We start from the raw sequence: 15,080 nt of genomic DNA on the forward strand, positions 1-15,080 counted from the left end.
TATTGGATCCGGAGTCCGTCATGCAACGTATCAAGGGCTATCACGCCCATATCTACTTCGACGCGAACACTATCGAACAGGCGCGCACCTTGTGCGAAGACGCCGCCAAACTGTTCCCGCTGCGCATGGGCCGTGTGCATCAACGGCCGGTAGGGCCGCACCCGGACTGGAGCTGCCAGTTGGCGTTCGACCCGGAATACATCGGTGTGGTGCTGCCGTGGCTGGTGATCCATCGCAATGGCCTGGTGGTGTTCCTGCACCCCGATACCGGCGATGACCTGAAGGACCACACGGACTATGCCGTCTGGATGGGGGCGATGCGGGAGCTGAACTTGTCAGCCTTTTCTTAAAGTTAATCCCTAAATATGGGATAGTCATTTATATATTGAGACTTTCTCCTTCGTAGGTTTATATTCGCTGCATCCGCTCAGAACTCAGGTGAAGCGATGCAGGCGCAATTGATCGCGCTCGATTGGGGAACCAGTTCCCTTCGTGCTTATAAACTCGGCCCCGCTGGCACAGTGCTGGAACAGCGCTCACTGGCGTGGGGCATCATGCATTTGCCCAATGAACCCCGGGACATTGCTGGCGTGCGTTGCAGCGATGGCTTCGAGTTGGCGTTCGATGCCGCGTGTGGTGACTGGCTCGACGCCGAGCCCGGTTTGCCGGTGATTGCCTGCGGCATGGTCGGCAGCGCCCAGGGCTGGAGCGAAGCGGCTTATCGCAATACCCCTGTCGATGTCGCCAGCCTCGGCCAGGCGCTGCATAAAGTGCGCAGCCTGCGTGGCGTGGACGTGCATATCGTGCCGGGCGTGATCGAGCAGGTCGGCTTGCCCAACGTGATGCGCGGCGAAGAAACCCAGGTGCTGGGCGTGTTGCAGGGGCTGGGCACCGACGCATTGATCGGCCTGCCCGGCAGCCATTCCAAGTGGGTGGAGGTGGTCGATGGCTGCATCATCCACTTCGACACCTTCATGACCGGCGAGCTGTTTGCGGTGTTGAGCAAGCACAGTCTCCTCGGACGTACCCAGCAACACTCCGCACAATTCCAGGCCGACGCCTTTGACCGAGGCGTGCAGGTGGCGTTGTCCAAAGACGGCCAGCGCGGCGTGCTGTCGACGCTGTTCAGTGCGCGCACCCTGGGCCTCACCGCCGAACTCAGCCCCGAGCAGCAGCCCGATTACCTCTCCGGCTTGCTCATCGGCCACGAACTCGCCGGCCTGCCCGGCAGTGCCCGACACAAGCCGATCATCCTGGTCGGCGCCGCGCCCCTCTGCGCCCGCTATCAACGCGCCCTCGCCCTCTGCGGTTTCGCCCACGTCAGCCTGGCGCAAGAAGCCACCGAGCGCGGGTTGTGGCAATTGGCGGTAGCGTCCGGGCTCACTCAACCTGTATTGGAGGCCTGACATGCTCAAGCACGCACTCGCGCAAAACGGTTTGATCGCCATCCTGCGTGGCATTCGCCCGGACGAAGCCGAGGCCGTCGGCCAGGTGCTGTACGAGGCCGGGTTTCGGGTGATCGAAGTCCCGCTGAACTCGCCCGACCCTTACACCAGCATCCGCACCCTGCGCGACAGCCTGCCCGCCGATTGCCTGATCGGCGCCGGTACGGTGTTGCTGCCTGAGCAGGTCGAACAGGTCAAGGCGGCCGGTGGCCAGGTGATCGTGATGCCCCACAGCGATGCCAAGGTGCTGCGAGCGGCGAAAGCCGCAGGCCTGTTCCTGTCGCCAGGCGTAGCGACACCGACCGAAGCCTTCGCCGCACTGGCCGAGGGTGCCGACGTGTTGAAGCTGTTCCCCGCCGAGCAAATGGGCCCGGCGGTGATCAAGGCGTGGCTGGCAGTCTTGCCCGCTGGCACTTTGCTGCTGCCGGTCGGCGGCATTACCCCGGACAACATGCAGGTGTTTATCGATGCCGGCGCCAAAGGGTTCGGGCTGGGTTCCGGGTTGTTCAAACCGGGTATGACAGTGGATCAGGTAGCGAGCCGTGCCCAGGCTTATGTCGCCGCCTGGAAAGCCCTGAGCTGACATCAAGTTCCGCGCCCTTGGCGCCGCATCTATAAGAGAGACAAGAGATGAAAATCACCAAACTGACGACCTTTATCGTCCCGCCGCGCTGGTGCTTCCTCAAGGTCGAGACCGACCAGGGCGTGACCGGCTGGGGTGAGCCCGTGGTCGAAGGCCGCGCCCATACCGTGGCCGCTGCCGTCGAAGAACTGTCCGATTACTTGATCGGCAAAGACCCGCGCAACATCGAAGACATCTGGACCGTGCTCTATCGCGGCGGCTTCTACCGCGGCGGTGCGGTGCACATGAGCGCCCTCGCCGGTATCGACCAGGCGCTGTGGGACATCAAGGGCAAGGCCCTCGGCGTGTCCGTCAGCGACTTGCTGGGCGGCCAGGTGCGCGACAAGATCCGCGTGTACTCGTGGATCGGTGGTGACCGCCCGGCCGACACCGCCCGTGCCGCCAAAGAGGCTGTGGCCCGAGGCTTTACCGCAGTGAAGATGAACGGCACTGAAGAACTGCAGTTCGTCGACAGCTTCGAAAAAGTTGACCTGGCCCTGGCCAACGTTGCCGCCGTGCGCGATGCGGTCGGCCCGAACGTTGGCATCGGCGTCGACTTCCATGGTCGGGTACACAAGCCCATGGCCAAGGTGCTGATGAAAGAGCTGGACCCGTACAAACTGATGTTCATCGAAGAGCCGGTGCTCAGCGAAAACTACGAGGCACTCAAGGAACTCGCACCGCTGACCAGCACGCCGATTGCCTTGGGTGAGCGCCTGTTCTCGCGCTGGGACTTCAAGCGTGTGCTCAGCGAAGGCTATGTCGACATCATCCAGCCCGATGCTTCCCACGCCGGTGGCATCACCGAAACCCGCAAGATCGCCAACATGGCCGAGGCCTACGACGTGGCCCTGGCGCTGCACTGCCCGCTGGGCCCGATTGCCCTGGCGGCATGCCTGCAACTGGATGCGGTCTGCTACAACGCGTTTATCCAGGAGCAGAGCCTGGGCATTCACTACAACGAGAGCAACGACCTGCTCGACTATGTGCGCGACCCCGGCGTGTTCGACTATGACCAGGGCTTCGTGAAGATCCCCAACGGGCCGGGCCTGGGCATCGAGATCAACGAAGAATACGTGATCGAGCGCGCGGCCATCGGCCACCGCTGGCGCAACCCGATCTGGCGGCATGCCGACGGCAGCTTCGCCGAGTGGTGATGTCTCACTGAAGCAATGCGGTTAAAACTGTGGGAGCGGGCTTGCTCGCGAAAGCGGTGTGTCATTCAACACATCAGTGACTGAAGTACGGCTTTCGCGAGCAAGCCCGCTCCCACATTTTGATCCGGTTCTTCAGTAAAACCTGTCCTCAACAAACATAAGAAGAGGCAACCCCCATGCACCCTGAATCCTTCACCGGGCAGGCTTCTTTAGTCACGCCTACCAAAAAGCGTTTTTTCATCATGGTGCTGCTGTTCATCACCGTGGTGATCAATTACCTCGACCGCAGCAACCTGTCGATTGCCGCCCCGGCGCTGACCAGCGAACTGGGCATCGACCCGGTTCAGGTCGGGCTGATCTTCTCCGCGTTCGGCTGGACCTACGCAGCCATGCAGATCCCTGGCGGCTGGCTGGTGGACCGCGTGCCGCCGCGTATTCTCTATGCTGCCGCGCTGATTTTGTGGTCCATCGCCACCGTGATGCTCGGCTTCGCTGCCAGCTTTATCGCGTTGTTCGTACTGCGCATGGCGGTGGGTGCCCTGGAAGCGCCGGCGTATCCGATCAACAGCCGTGTGGTGACCACCTGGTTTCCCGAGCGCGAACGCGCCACGGCGATTGGCTTCTATACCTCCGGGCAGTTTGTCGGGCTGGCGTTCCTCACGCCGGTACTGGCCTGGCTGCAACATGCTTTCGGCTGGCACATGGTGTTTGTCGTCACGGGCGGAGTTGGCATCCTGTGGGGGATCATCTGGTACGCGGTGTACCGCGAGCCGAAGGATTTCAAAGGCGCCAACGCTGCTGAAATCGAGCTGATCCGCGAAGGCGGTGGCCTGGTGGACATGCAGGAAAAAGCCGCCAAGGCGCCGTTCAGCTGGGTCGACCTGGGTATCGTGCTGAGCAAGCGCAAACTCTGGGGCATCTACCTGGGGCAGTTCTGCCTGAACTCCACGCTGTGGTTCTTCCTGACGTGGTTTCCCACCTACCTGGTGAAATATCGCGGCATGGACTTCATCAAATCCGGCCTGCTGGCATCGTTGCCGTTCCTGGCGGCGTTTGTCGGCGTGCTGTGTTCCGGGATCTTTTCCGATTGGCTGATTCGTCGCGGCGCGTCGGTGGGGTTTGCGCGCAAGTTGCCGATCATTGGCGGGCTGCTGATCTCCACGGCGATCATCGGCGCCAACTATGTGGACTCGACGGCCTGGGTGATTGCGTTCCTGGCGGTGGCGTTCTTTGGCAATGGCCTGGCGTCGATTACCTGGTCGCTGGTGTCGACCCTGGCACCGGCCCGCCTGTTGGGGCTGACCGGTGGGGTGTTCAACTTCATCGGCAACCTGTCGGCGATTGCCACGCCGATTGTGATCGGCTTTTTGGCCAGCGGCGATTCGTTTGCGCCGGCGATTACCTACATTGCGGTGCTGGCCTTGCTCGGAGCGCTTTCCTACGTGTTGCTGGTCGGTAAAGTCGAGCGGATCGAGTTGTAAAAAAGGGCGACCCTTGCGGTCGCCCTTTTTCCTTTCGGCTCAGGGCACCGACATCTCGTTACGGAACACATTCAGCGGGTCCCAGCGCTGCTTGGTGCGGCGCAGGCGGCTTTCAATCATGAGGTCAGGGAAGAACACCTTGTACCACTGCGGGTTGGGCCCCTTGTTGGGGTCGCCGTCGATAAACAGCATGTCGCGGTCGGGGTAATTGATGTAGCACCCTTCGAACTGGGCATTGACCGGAACGCCGTTGTCGTTGGCAAATGCCGCGAAAAACAGTCCCTGGATCCATTGCGCATGGGCTTGATCCGAAGCGCTGCTTTCGTCACGCCAGTAGCATTGTGGTTGCCACTTCAAATAGGACGAACGCTGTGCAACCGATGACTCCCGTCGCACGGCGGCGCTGGCCTGATTGATTTGCCCACCGAAGGACTGGATCTGGATCAGGCTTTGAGTCAGCCGCTTATCGGGGTCGTCCCTCGTCAGTGTGTTCCAGATCGCCTGCAGCACAGTGGCGGTGAAAATACCCGTCTGGTAGGCCGACTTGTACCGCCCCCGCTGGTTTGGCCCTGAGCCATTGAGCGTCTGCTGGCAATGCAGCCAATCCATTCGACGCGTCGCGGCCAGGGCAGACGCCAGTGAATTGATCGTCGGCCCTGGCGGGTTGCTGCGTGGCAGGTGGGTCGTTGGGGAAGGACTCAGGCATTCGGTGGCAGGAATGCCGATGGCATTGAGCATCGAGCTGACAAAGTCTTCAAAGGGAGCTTGATCAATCAACTCGCCCTGCTTGTCCACGTAATGAACATCCATCGTGATGTTGCCGGTGTTCTGGTGGCGCATCTCCAGTTTGGTCGCCAGGCCCCAGGTGTCCGGGTTTGCCTGGTTGCGGGCAAACCAGTCCTGATAGGCCGCCAGCAATCTCTCGAGGGCTGGCTTGGTCAGCAGCGACCAGTCCCACTCCAGCACCAGCCACAGCACTTCCTTGGGGGCTTGCGGCAAACGTTCGAAGTAGTAGCTGGTAATAATCCCGAACTGCCCGCCGCCTGCGCCGCAGCAGGCGGCGAACAGATCCAGTTCGTCGCCTGCGCCGCAGCAGGCGGCGAACAGATCCAGTTCGTCCTGTTGGGCACTGTTGCGGGCGACATGCACAGCGACCAGGCCGTTGCCTTGGGCGTTCGGCACCAGCATGTCGACGCCGCTCAACCAGTCGCACACCAGGCCATCCTTGCGCGACAGCAACCCGTAGCCGCCGCCGCAAATATGCCCACCCAGCCCAACCGAATAGCACGACCCGCCGGGCAAGCTCGTGTTGGCCAGCTTGTACAGCGCCACGTAGGCATCCCAGTTCTGGCCGCCCGCCTCCAGGCGATAGCTATAGCGATGAGGCGAGGTGGGCACCAACTCCGAGGCAATCTGCCCCGTGGCGTCGTAGACCACTTGGTTGAGTTGGCTGATATCCAGGATCGAGAGCACTTCGTCGAGACTGTCGGGCATCTTGTTCGCGACAAAGCCTTCATAGCAGTGGCCGCCGCTGCGCACCGTGATCCGGCCATTGGGGATCGCCAGCGCCTGGGCGGCGGCGTCGATGATGTCCTGGGGGCTGTAGCAGAGATAAATCAGGTTGGCGCCGTTTGACGAAGATTCACCCTGTACATTGCCCAGCGGCCAGCGCAGGTTGAACCCTTTTTGCAGCGTTGAATGACGACGGTCCGCAGCGGTAATGAGATCAAATGCCATGATGTACTCCAAAGAGCCAAGAATGACTTCTGATGCGGCTAACTTAACGACCGGGAGGGCAAGGAATGCGGGGCTTGCGCAGGCAGTTAGACGGCAATAGGCATGAAGTGCGTTGAGGGAGGACGCAATGTCCACCCTCAAGCCTAGCGGAAAAAGGCGAAGGCCCGGGGGGTTAGTTGAGTACGCCGTCGAGGATCTCGTAGACGATGCCCGTGCCCACCGCGATCAGCACCACATCCGGACCCGAACGGCGCCATTCGTAGCCTGGGTACACCGGCAGGCGCGCGAGGGCGCGGTTGTCGAGGCGTTCGCCGTAGTAACCACGGGGCAATGGCTGGCCACGTACCAGGCGAACATTGGGCGGCGGCGGTGCGCCACGGGAGAACTGGCCGTGGTTGTCATGGATGATCTGGCGTACCGGGCCGAAGTCCTGGGGCGGGCCGCCGCGACGGTTGTCCTGCGGGCCGCGATGGTCGTCGCCATGTTGCTCGTGCTGGCCTTGCGGGCCGCCACGGTCGGGGCCGCCTTGGTCATAAGGCGCGGCTTGCACCAGCGCGCTGGCGCCAAGCACCAGCACGCCAAGGCCTGCGATCACGGATGTGGGCATTTTCATCGGGTATTCCTCAGGGCACGCAAACAAAAAAGGGACGTCGAACGAGGTTCGAAATCCCTTGGTCTTGCTGTTTAGGCCGTGCCCGCGCGGGTTGATTCCTCTGTATCAGGAACTTTACCTACTGCTTACGGGGCGCTTACTTACGGGCGTTACGCACGCCTTCCGACAATGCCGCACACAGGCTCAATACGCCGTCGATGGCTTGCTGGTCATTCTTGGCATTGGCAATGTGATCGATCAGCGCCGAACCCACCACCACACCGTCGGCCAGGCGGGCGATGGCCGCCGCTTGTTCCGGTGTACGGATACCAAAACCGATGCTGATCGGCAGATCGGTGTGGCGACGCAGGCGGGTCACGGCTTCTTCGACGTGTTCCAGGGTCGCCGCGCCGGCACCGGTCACGCCGGCGACCGACACGTAGTACACGAAGCCGGAACTGCCGTTGAGCACGGTGGGCAGGCGTACGTCGTCGGTGGTTGGCGTGGTCAGGCGGATAAAGTCGATACCGGCAGCCTGGGCCGGGTCGCACAGCTCGCCGTTGTGCTCAGGCGGCATGTCGACCACGATCAGGCCGTCCACCCCGGCTTCCTTGGCGTCGGCGATGAACTGCGGCACGCCGTATTTGTGGATCGGGTTGAAGTAGCCCATCAACACCAGCGGCGTGTCGTTGTTGTCCTTACGGAACTCGCGGACCATCTGGAGGGTTTTCACCAGGTTCTGCTTGGCATTCAACGCACGGATGTTGGCCAGCTGAATGGCCGGGCCGTCGGCCATCGGATCGGTGAAGGGCATGCCCAACTCGATCACATCGGCACCGGCAGCGGGCAAGCCTTTGAGGATGGCCAGCGAGGTGTCATAGCCCGGGTCGCCAGCGGTGACGAAGGTCACCAGGGCGGCGCGGTTCTGTTCTTTCAGCTGAGCGAAGCGGGTGTGCAGGCGGCTCATTAGTGTTTCTCCTGCTGGGACTGTTCCATATGGTGCATCACGGTCTGCATGTCTTTGTCGCCACGGCCGGACAGGTTCACCACCATCAGGTGATCCTTCGGCAGGGTCGGTGCGCGCTTGAACACTTCGGCCAGGGCGTGGGCGCTTTCCAGGGCTGGAATGATCCCTTCCAGGCGGCAGCATTTGTGGAAGGCGTCGAGGGCTTCGTCATCGGTCACCGAGGTGTACTGGACGCGGCCGATGTCATGCAACCAGGCGTGTTCCGGGCCGATGCCGGGGTAGTCCAGGCCGGCGGAGATCGAGTGGGCGTCGATGATCTGGCCATCGTCATCCTGCAGCAGGAAGGTACGGTTACCGTGCAGTACACCCGGTACACCACCGTTGAGGCTGGCGGCGTGCTTCCCGGTCTCGATGCCGTGGCCGGCGGCTTCAACGCCGATGATTTCGACGCTGGTGTCATCCAGGAACGGGTGGAACAGGCCCATGGCGTTGGAACCCCCGCCGATGCACGCCACCAGGCTGTCCGGCAGGCGGCCCTCCTGGGCTTGCAGTTGGTCGCGGGTTTCCTTGCCGATCACGGCCTGGAAGTCGCGCACCATGGCCGGGTAAGGGTGCGGGCCGGCCACGGTGCCGATCAGGTAGAAGGTGCTGTCGACGTTGGTCACCCAGTCACGCAGGGCTTCGTTCATCGCGTCCTTGAGGGTGCCGGTGCCGGCGACCACCGGGATCACTTCGGCGCCCAGCAGCTTCATGCGGAACACGTTGGCCTGTTGGCGCTCGATGTCGGTGGTGCCCATGTAGATCACGCATTGCAGGCCGAAGCGCGCGGCCACGGTGGCGGTCGCCACGCCGTGCATGCCGGCGCCGGTCTCGGCGATGATGCGTTTTTTGCCCATGCGCCGCGCCAGCAGGATCTGGCCGATGCAGTTGTTGATCTTGTGCGCGCCGGTGTGGTTCAGCTCTTCGCGCTTGAGGTAGATCTTGGCGCCGCCGCAGAACTCGGTCAGGCGCTCAGCGAAATACAGCGGGCTTGGACGTCCGACATAGTCGCGCTGGAAGTAGGCCAATTCCTCGTTGAACGCCGGATCGATCTTGGCCGCTTCGTATTCGCGGGCCAGGTCGAGGATCAACGGCATCAGGGTTTCAGCGACGTAACGGCCGCCAAACGCGCCGAACAGGCCGTTGGCGTCTGGGCCGTTGCGTAGATCGGTCTGGGACTGAGTCATGGGACGCTCCAGGAGAGAATGGGTGTGGAAAACAATGAGGGCCACTCTACCCCTGACGTCCTGCGCTGAAAACCGATAAGATCGCCGCAACCTGTCAGGAAAACTCACAGATGAGCCGAGACCTTCCACCCCTCAATGCCTTGCGTGCCTTTGAAGCCACCGCCCGCCTGAACAGCGTCAGCCAAGCCGCCGAGCAATTGCATGTGACCCATGGCGCGATCAGCCGGCAGTTGAAGGTGCTGGAGGAACACTTGGGCGTGAGTTTGTTCGTCAAGGAGGGGCGCGGCCTTAAACTCACAGATTCGGGCGTTCGTTTGCGCGACGCCAGCGCCGAGGCGTTCGAGCGGTTGCGGGATGTGTGCGCCGAGCTCACCCAGAGCAGCGCCGACGCACCGTTCGTGCTGGGTTGCTCGGGCAGCTTGCTGGCGCGCTGGCTGATCCCCCGCCTGGGTCGCTTGAACGCGGACCTGCCCGACCTGCGCCTGCACCTGTCGGCGGGTGACGGTGACCTTGACCCCCGGCGCCCTGGCCTGGATGCCTTGCTGGTGTTCGCCGAGCCACCCTGGCCTGCGGATATGCAGGTGTATGAACTGGCGAGCGAACGCATCGGCCCGGTGATGAGCCCGCGTTTCGCCGGCTACGAGCAGCTGCGCCAGGCAGCCGCGTCGGCGTTGTGTGGCGAAGCGTTGTTGCACACCACCTCACGTCCGCAAGCCTGGCCCAGTTGGGCGCGGCAACACGGCATCGAACCCGACGCGTTGAAACACGGCCAGGGGTTTGAGCATTTGTATTATTTACTGGAGGCGGCAGTGGCCGGGCTGGGTGTTGCTATCGCGCCGGAACCACTGGTGGTCGAGGACTTGCGTGCGGGTCGCCTGGTGGCGCCGTGGGGTTTCAGTGAAACCCCGGCGCACCTGGCGTTGTGGCTACCCAAGCGCGCCGCGGACGGGCGCGCCGGGCAGCTGGCGCAGTGGCTCAAGGCTGAGCTGTTGCGCCAGCCGGTTTAGTCACCGCGCTTGCACAGCAGGTAGGCGGCCAGTAGGCCCAGTGCGCCTACGGCAACACCGGCGGTAGTCCATGGGTGCTCTTGGGCGTAGTCCCGGGTTGCAACACCGGTTTCGCGGATTTTGACTTTGCTTTCTTCGTAGGCATCGCTGATCAGGTGGCGGGAATGCTTGAGGGCATTCTCGGCATTGCTTTTCAGGGCCTTCAAGGTTTTGCGCGATTCGTCAGACGCATCGTCCTTGAGGCTTTCCAGAGACTTGAGCAGGCTCGAAATCTCGGCTTCCATGCTTTCCAGCGACGCTTTGCGTAAAGAAGTGTTGGCCATGTGGACTCTCCTGAAGTGATTGAGTGGCGTGTGTAGATACCGACTGCGGGCGTTTCAGAAAGTGCAGTTAATCTGAACTTTCAGGTAGGAACGGTCGCCAGAAGCAGTACGAACATTGACTGCTACGCTTGCTTAACGACCCTTAGGAGAACTGCCATGAGTGATCATCACACCTACAAGAAAGTCGAATTGGTCGGCTCGTCGACCACCAGTATTGAAGACGCGATCAACAATGCTATCGCTGAAGCCAACAAGAGCATCAAGCATCTGGAGTGGTTTGAAGTGACTGAAACACGCGGCCACATCGAGAATGGCAAGGTTGCGCACTATCAGGTCACCCTCAAGGTAGGGTTCCGAATTGCCAGTAGTTGATCGCAGCGGTTGAACTTGCTGACTGGCCGATTGCCATAACCTGCGCTACAACCAATGGGTGCCGATGCCGCAAGCGTCGGCACGCTCTTTTTGATCAGCGCAAGGAAAGTAACGGATGAAGAAGTTCCTGTTAGCGGTAGGTTTGTTGAGCATTGCAGGCACGGCCTTGGCGGCGGGCAAGCCTTGTGAAGAGCTCAAAAGCGAAATTGCAGCGAAAATCGACGCCAAGGGCGCTTCGGGTTATTCGTTGGAAGTGGTGGATAAAGGTGCTGCGCCGAGTGACCACAAAGTAGTCGGCAGTTGCGAAGCCGGCACCAAGGAAATCGCCTACAAGCGCGGTTAATCCCGTGTTGCAGACGTAAAAAACCGACGCAAGTGCGTCGGTTTTTTTTCGCCTGAAGGTTTTAGCCCTTCATCAACTGTGCCAGCAGCTCGTAGGAATGAATCCGGTCGGCGTGCTCGTACAGGTCGCAGGTAAAGATCAGCTCGTCAGCGCCGGTCTGTTCGATCAGCACCTCCAGCTTCGCGCGGATCTTCGCCGGGCTGCCGACCATGGCCAGGCCGAGGAAGCTGCCGACCGCGTCTTTTTCATGGGGTAGCCACAGGCCGTCCATGGTTTTCACCGGCGGGCGCTGCACCAGGCTTTGCCCGCGCATCAGTGCGAGGATGCGTTGGTAGACCGAGGTGGCGAGGTAGTCGGCTTGTTCATCTGTATCTGCCGCGACCAGTGGAATGCCGAGCATCACGTAAGGCTTGTCCAGCACTTCCGAAGGCTTGAAGTGATTGCGGTACACGCGAATCGCCTCATGCATCAAGCGCGGTGCGAAATGCGAGGCGAAGGCGTAGGGCAAACCGCGCTCGCCCGCCAATTGCGCGCTGAACAGGCTGGAGCCCAGCAGCCAGACCGGTACGTTGGTGCCGGTGCCAGGAACGGCGATCACCCGTTGGTCGGGGGTGCGTGGGCCGAGGTAGGCCATCAGCTCCGCCACATCTTCCGGGAAATCGTCGGCACTGCCGGAGCGCTCACGGCGTAGGGCGCGGGCGGTCATCTGGTCGGAGCCGGGCGCGCGGCCCAGGCCCAGGTCGATACGGCCGGGGTAGAGGCTTTCCAGGGTGCCGAACTGTTCGGCGATCACCAGCGGCGCGTGGTTGGGCAGCATCACGCCGCCGGAGCCGACGCGAATCGTCGAGGTGCCGCCGGCCAGGTAACCCAGCAGCACCGAGGTGGCCGAACTGGCGATACCGTCCATGTTGTGGTGTTCAGCCACCCAGAAACGGTTGTAGCCGAACTTTTCCACGTGTTGGGCCAGGTCCAGGGAATTGCGCAGCGACTGCGCCGGACTGCCGTTGGCGCGCACGGGCACCAGGTCGAGGGTCGAGAACTTTACGTCGGACAGCGATTTCATAAGCCTGCTTCTCCAAAGGGGCCGCAGGCTTTTTAGACGAACCAAAACCTGCCGCTTCATGTGCATGCTCTATGCAATAAGGGCATATACCCGAGATTCAATAGCACGCCAGGAAATTTCCTACTGTCTTGCTAGGTTTCCCTTACAGGATGAACTTTGCCAGTCCGACTATCCTCAGAACCCTTACTGACACAAAACCACCGTTCGAGGAGACCGCTATGAGTATCGTTAAAAAAGCATCTGCGCATTGGGAAGGTGACCTGAAGACCGGCTTGGGTTCCATTTCCACGGAAACCGGCGTACTGCGTGAAGCGCCCTACGGCTTCAAGGCCCGTTTCGAAGGCGGTAAGGGCACCAACCCGGAAGAACTGATCGGTGCGGCCCACGCCGGCTGTTTCTCCATGGCGTTTTCCATGATTCTCGGCGACGCCGGGCTCAAGGCTGACAGCATCGATACCCAGGCCGAAGTGACCCTGGACCAGGTTGACGGTGGTTTTGCGATCACCGCTGTGCACCTGGTGCTCAAGGCCAAAATTCCGGGCGCAAGCCAGGCGCAGTTCGATGAACTCAGCAAAAAAGCCAAGGAAGGTTGCCCGGTGTCCAAAGTGCTGAACGCGAAAATCAGCCTGGATGCCACTTTGGTCAGCTAAAGCAGCAGGTCCAACGTGGGAGGGGGCTTGCCCCCGATGGCGGTCGATCAGCAACAGAGATGTTGACTGCTTCACTGCTATCGGGGGCAAGCCCCCTCCCACATTTTGTTCTGCGTTGGATCAGAACTCGTGTTTTGTCAGTGTGGTCCTATTACCATGCAGCCTAGGCGCACACCCGTGCGCAATGCATTCAGGGAGCTTCACACATGAAACGTTTTGCCTTGGCGATCATCTGCGGTGTAGTGGCCACGTCGGCTGTGGCCGCGCCAAAAGACTGCGAAGAGCTCAGGAAGGAGATCGAGGTCAAGATCCAGGCTAACGCGGTGCCGTCCTACACCCTGGAGATCGTCAGCAAGGAAGAAGCCGACAAGCACGACAGCGCCATGGTCGTCGGCAGCTGTGAGAACGGCACCAAGGCCATTGTCTACCAGAAGAACAACGACTGATCAGATGCAGTTGACGCTGCGTTCTTCTGCGAGCAACTGACGCGCCGCGTCATACAACCGGATGTTGGGTGTGAAGGCCAGCGAGCGCCCTTCCAGCACATAGCGCTGGCCCGCCTGGAAGTGGCCGTATTCCAGGGTCATGAAGCAGGTGCGGTACATCATCTGGCTGAGCCCACCCAAACCGCCGCCGGCGGGAACTTCAAAGTCGAAACGCACCATCAGTTCATGATGGCCGGGCGGCATTTGGAAGAAACGTCCGTCATCCAGATTCTTGCCGTCCAAGCGTTGCGCCATTACCAGCTTGGACCCCGGCGTCGGCGTGGTGAAATCGACCCACGCCTGTTGCGGGTCCACTGGTGGCACCGGGGTAGTGGTGCAGGCACTGAGGAACAGGGCGGCGACGGGAAACCAGAGCTGACGCATGGCAGGCACTCACGTAGGAAAAAGTTAAGCCTGATGCCAGCGGCGACAGACTCCTTGTAAGTATAAACACGTCTCGCCATGGAAAAATTCCGCCTGGGCGCGATAGTCTGGCGAGCAAATTACCCAGGAGCGGTCGGGGCATGGTCAGGCGTTTTCTTCCAGGGTTGATGGTTGTGCTGCTCAGCGGCTGTTCCAGTGTCAGTTATTACGGTCAGTTGGCCAATGGTCAGTGGCAATTGCTGCGCGCCCGGGAGCCGGTGACGCAGGTCATCGCCGACCCTTCCCGCCCAGTGCTGTTGCGCGAGCATCTGGCGCAATCGCAAAAGGCGCGTACGTTCGCCAGTGAACACCTGCATCTGCCTGACAACCAGAGCTACAGGTTGTATGCCGACATTGGCCGACCCTATGTGGTCTGGAACGTCTTCGCTACGCAGGAATTTTCCCTGTCCCCCGAAACCCATTGCTTCCCTATCGCGGGTTGTGTGGCCTATCGCGGCTACTACAACCAGGGCGCGGCGCGTGGTGAGGCGGCGTTGTTGAAGCAGCGCGGCATGGACGTGTCGATTGGCGGTGTCGAGGCCTATTCCACCTTGGGCTGGTTCAATGACCCGATCATGAACTCGATGATGAACTGGGGCGATGAGCGCCTGGCCACGTTGATCTTCCATGAGCTGGCGCACCAGCGTTTCTATGTGAAGGACGACACCGAGTTCAATGAGTCGTTTGCCAATTTCGTCGAGCAGGAAGGCACGCGCCAGTGGCGTGCTGCACGGGGCTTGGCGCCGCAGAGCCTGTCGGCTTCGAAGCAGCGTGATGAGTTCATTCAGCTGATCCTCGATACCCGCCAACGCTTGGAAAAACTCTATGCCCAACCCTTGGCCACTGATGTGATGCGCCAGGCTAAGGCGGCCGAGTTCGAGCGTCTGCGTGGCGATTACCGGCAGATGCGCGACAGCCAGTGGGGCGGGGACAAACGGTATGACGCGTGGATCAACCAACCCATGAACAATGCGCGGCTGTTGCCGTTTGGGCTGTATGACCAGTGGGTGCCGGCGTTTGCGGCGTTGTTTGCGCGGGAAGGTGGGGATTGGGTGAGGTTTTATAAGGCGGTGGAGGCGATGGGCGGGTTGCCAGTGGCGCAGCGCAAGGCGGCGTTGAGGCAGTTGGAAGGGGGTGCTCTTTAGGGCCTCATCGGGGGCAAGCCCCCTCCCACATTTTGACCGTGT

18 protein-coding genes are annotated in these 15,080 nt (G+C 61.2%); 11 read left to right on the forward strand and 7 right to left on the reverse strand.

All coding sequences use genetic code 11. The features are described 5' to 3' along the window. Window positions 1-20 precede the first annotated feature (20 nt). The 5 genes from BLR69_RS21795 (at window position 21) to BLR69_RS21815 (ending at window position 4,705) form a co-directional block, all read left to right on the forward strand. The gene (locus BLR69_RS21795; RefSeq protein WP_071494752.1) at window positions 21-350 is read left to right on the forward strand and encodes a DOPA 4,5-dioxygenase family protein; all 330 of its coding nucleotides are present in this window, start codon (window positions 21-23) and stop codon (window positions 348-350) included. 96 nt (window positions 351-446) lie between these two features. After that, complete coding sequence (locus BLR69_RS21800; protein ID WP_071494753.1) at window positions 447-1,406, forward strand: 2-dehydro-3-deoxygalactonokinase; 960 nt, start codon at window positions 447-449, stop codon at window positions 1,404-1,406. A 1-nt stretch (window position 1,407) separates the two neighbouring features. Then, window positions 1,408-2,028 (forward strand): 2-dehydro-3-deoxy-6-phosphogalactonate aldolase, encoded by a 621-nt coding sequence (locus BLR69_RS21805; RefSeq protein WP_071494754.1) that lies wholly within the window; start codon window positions 1,408-1,410, stop codon window positions 2,026-2,028. 47 nt (window positions 2,029-2,075) lie between these two features. Beyond that, entirely contained in the window at window positions 2,076-3,224 is a 1,149-nt protein-coding gene (gene dgoD, locus BLR69_RS21810; protein ID WP_003170741.1) for a galactonate dehydratase, read from the forward strand. 176 nt (window positions 3,225-3,400) lie between these two features. Further along, window positions 3,401-4,705, forward strand: a complete 1,305-nt coding sequence (locus tag BLR69_RS21815; protein ID WP_071494755.1) for an MFS transporter — start codon at window positions 3,401-3,403, stop codon at window positions 4,703-4,705. Between the two features lie 39 nt (window positions 4,706-4,744). On the opposite strand, the gene BLR69_RS21820 is transcribed toward BLR69_RS21815, so the two are convergent. The 4 genes from BLR69_RS21820 to trpB all read right to left on the reverse strand — a co-directional run bounded on the left by BLR69_RS21820 (window position 4,745) and on the right by trpB (window position 9,227). Then, window positions 4,745-6,442, reverse strand: a complete 1,698-nt coding sequence (locus BLR69_RS21820) for a BBE domain-containing protein (RefSeq protein ID WP_071494756.1) — start codon at window positions 6,440-6,442, stop codon at window positions 4,745-4,747. Window positions 6,443-6,614: 172 nt separating this feature from the next. Continuing rightward, entirely contained in the window at window positions 6,615-7,055 is a 441-nt protein-coding gene (locus tag BLR69_RS21825; protein ID WP_071494757.1) for an anti-virulence regulator CigR family protein, read from the reverse strand. Between the two features lie 136 nt (window positions 7,056-7,191). Further along, window positions 7,192-8,001 (reverse strand): tryptophan synthase subunit alpha, encoded by an 810-nt coding sequence (trpA, locus tag BLR69_RS21830; RefSeq protein WP_071494758.1) that lies wholly within the window; start codon window positions 7,999-8,001, stop codon window positions 7,192-7,194. Beyond that, a complete protein-coding gene (gene trpB / locus BLR69_RS21835; RefSeq protein ID WP_058424396.1) occupies window positions 8,001-9,227 on the reverse strand; it encodes a tryptophan synthase subunit beta in 1,227 nt (408 codons plus the stop codon). The genes trpA and trpB overlap by 1 nt, the downstream gene beginning before the upstream one ends. A gap of 110 nt (window positions 9,228-9,337) precedes the next feature. Between trpB and BLR69_RS21840 the strand changes: the two genes are divergently transcribed. Continuing rightward, a complete protein-coding gene (locus BLR69_RS21840; RefSeq protein WP_071494759.1) occupies window positions 9,338-10,234 on the forward strand; it encodes a LysR family transcriptional regulator in 897 nt (298 codons plus the stop codon). Here the strand turns inward: BLR69_RS21840 and BLR69_RS21845 are convergent. After that, complete coding sequence (locus BLR69_RS21845; RefSeq protein ID WP_003170746.1) at window positions 10,231-10,557, reverse strand: DUF883 family protein; 327 nt, start codon at window positions 10,555-10,557, stop codon at window positions 10,231-10,233. The genes BLR69_RS21840 and BLR69_RS21845 overlap by 4 nt on opposite strands. A gap of 156 nt (window positions 10,558-10,713) precedes the next feature. Here BLR69_RS21845 and BLR69_RS21850 point away from each other — a divergent pair, with 156 nt between their 5' ends. Next, window positions 10,714-10,929: a dodecin gene (locus BLR69_RS21850; RefSeq protein WP_032885105.1), complete on the forward strand. Its 216-nt coding sequence runs from the start codon at window positions 10,714-10,716 to the stop codon at window positions 10,927-10,929. Window positions 10,930-11,044: 115 nt separating this feature from the next. Then, window positions 11,045-11,272, forward strand: a complete 228-nt coding sequence (locus tag BLR69_RS21855; protein ID WP_071494760.1) for a DUF1161 domain-containing protein — start codon at window positions 11,045-11,047, stop codon at window positions 11,270-11,272. A gap of 61 nt (window positions 11,273-11,333) precedes the next feature. On the opposite strand, the gene BLR69_RS21860 is transcribed toward BLR69_RS21855, so the two are convergent. Beyond that, window positions 11,334-12,335, reverse strand: a complete 1,002-nt coding sequence (locus tag BLR69_RS21860; RefSeq protein ID WP_071494761.1) for an LLM class flavin-dependent oxidoreductase — start codon at window positions 12,333-12,335, stop codon at window positions 11,334-11,336. Window positions 12,336-12,553: 218 nt separating this feature from the next. On the opposite strand from BLR69_RS21860, the gene BLR69_RS21865 reads away from it, so the two are divergent. After that, entirely contained in the window at window positions 12,554-12,985 is a 432-nt protein-coding gene (locus tag BLR69_RS21865) for an OsmC family protein (RefSeq protein ID WP_027608131.1), read from the forward strand. Between the two features lie 206 nt (window positions 12,986-13,191). After that, window positions 13,192-13,431 (forward strand): DUF1161 domain-containing protein, encoded by a 240-nt coding sequence (locus tag BLR69_RS21870; RefSeq protein ID WP_058424400.1) that lies wholly within the window; start codon window positions 13,192-13,194, stop codon window positions 13,429-13,431. Here BLR69_RS21870 and BLR69_RS21875 read toward each other — a convergent pair whose 3' ends face one another. Beyond that, a complete protein-coding gene (locus BLR69_RS21875; RefSeq protein ID WP_071494762.1) occupies window positions 13,432-13,854 on the reverse strand; it encodes a PA0061/PA0062 family lipoprotein in 423 nt (140 codons plus the stop codon). 140 nt (window positions 13,855-13,994) lie between these two features. Here BLR69_RS21875 and BLR69_RS21880 point away from each other — a divergent pair, with 140 nt between their 5' ends. Further along, window positions 13,995-15,038 carry an aminopeptidase gene (locus BLR69_RS21880; protein ID WP_071494763.1) on the forward strand — a complete coding sequence of 348 codons (1,044 nt, stop codon included), beginning with the start codon at window positions 13,995-13,997 and terminating at the stop codon, window positions 15,036-15,038. Window positions 15,039-15,080 lie beyond the last annotated feature (42 nt).

Source organism: Pseudomonas azotoformans, assembly GCF_900103345.1.
In the GTDB taxonomy this organism is placed as follows: domain Bacteria; phylum Pseudomonadota; class Gammaproteobacteria; order Pseudomonadales; family Pseudomonadaceae; genus Aquipseudomonas; species Aquipseudomonas azotoformans.

What these genes read in the sequence shown, in the direction of transcription:
- BLR69_RS21800 (WP_071494753.1), top strand. Translation starts at nt 447, where the DNA reads ATGCAGGCGCAATTGATCGCGCTCGATTGGGGAACCAGTTCCCTTCGT.
- dgoD (WP_003170741.1), top strand. Translation starts at nt 2,076, where the DNA reads ATGAAAATCACCAAACTGACGACCTTTATCGTCCCGCCGCGCTGGTGC.
- BLR69_RS21795 (WP_071494752.1), top strand. Translation starts at nt 21, where the DNA reads ATGCAACGTATCAAGGGCTATCACGCCCATATCTACTTCGACGCGAAC.
- BLR69_RS21855 (WP_071494760.1), top strand. Translation starts at nt 11,045, where the DNA reads ATGAAGAAGTTCCTGTTAGCGGTAGGTTTGTTGAGCATTGCAGGCACG.
- BLR69_RS21805 (WP_071494754.1), top strand. Translation starts at nt 1,408, where the DNA reads ATGCTCAAGCACGCACTCGCGCAAAACGGTTTGATCGCCATCCTGCGT.
- BLR69_RS21825 (WP_071494757.1), bottom strand. Translation starts at nt 7,055, where the DNA reads ATGAAAATGCCCACATCCGTGATCGCAGGCCTTGGCGTGCTGGTGCTT.
- BLR69_RS21870 (WP_058424400.1), top strand. Translation starts at nt 13,192, where the DNA reads ATGAAACGTTTTGCCTTGGCGATCATCTGCGGTGTAGTGGCCACGTCG.
- BLR69_RS21880 (WP_071494763.1), top strand. Translation starts at nt 13,995, where the DNA reads ATGGTCAGGCGTTTTCTTCCAGGGTTGATGGTTGTGCTGCTCAGCGGC.
- BLR69_RS21820 (WP_071494756.1), bottom strand. Translation starts at nt 6,442, where the DNA reads ATGGCATTTGATCTCATTACCGCTGCGGACCGTCGTCATTCAACGCTG.
- trpA (WP_071494758.1), bottom strand. Translation starts at nt 8,001, where the DNA reads ATGAGCCGCCTGCACACCCGCTTCGCTCAGCTGAAAGAACAGAACCGC.
- BLR69_RS21865 (WP_027608131.1), top strand. Translation starts at nt 12,554, where the DNA reads ATGAGTATCGTTAAAAAAGCATCTGCGCATTGGGAAGGTGACCTGAAG.
- BLR69_RS21875 (WP_071494762.1), bottom strand. Translation starts at nt 13,854, where the DNA reads ATGCGTCAGCTCTGGTTTCCCGTCGCCGCCCTGTTCCTCAGTGCCTGC.
- BLR69_RS21845 (WP_003170746.1), bottom strand. Translation starts at nt 10,557, where the DNA reads ATGGCCAACACTTCTTTACGCAAAGCGTCGCTGGAAAGCATGGAAGCC.
- BLR69_RS21815 (WP_071494755.1), top strand. Translation starts at nt 3,401, where the DNA reads ATGCACCCTGAATCCTTCACCGGGCAGGCTTCTTTAGTCACGCCTACC.
- BLR69_RS21840 (WP_071494759.1), top strand. Translation starts at nt 9,338, where the DNA reads ATGAGCCGAGACCTTCCACCCCTCAATGCCTTGCGTGCCTTTGAAGCC.
- trpB (WP_058424396.1), bottom strand. Translation starts at nt 9,227, where the DNA reads ATGACTCAGTCCCAGACCGATCTACGCAACGGCCCAGACGCCAACGGC.
- BLR69_RS21860 (WP_071494761.1), bottom strand. Translation starts at nt 12,335, where the DNA reads ATGAAATCGCTGTCCGACGTAAAGTTCTCGACCCTCGACCTGGTGCCC.
- BLR69_RS21850 (WP_032885105.1), top strand. Translation starts at nt 10,714, where the DNA reads ATGAGTGATCATCACACCTACAAGAAAGTCGAATTGGTCGGCTCGTCG.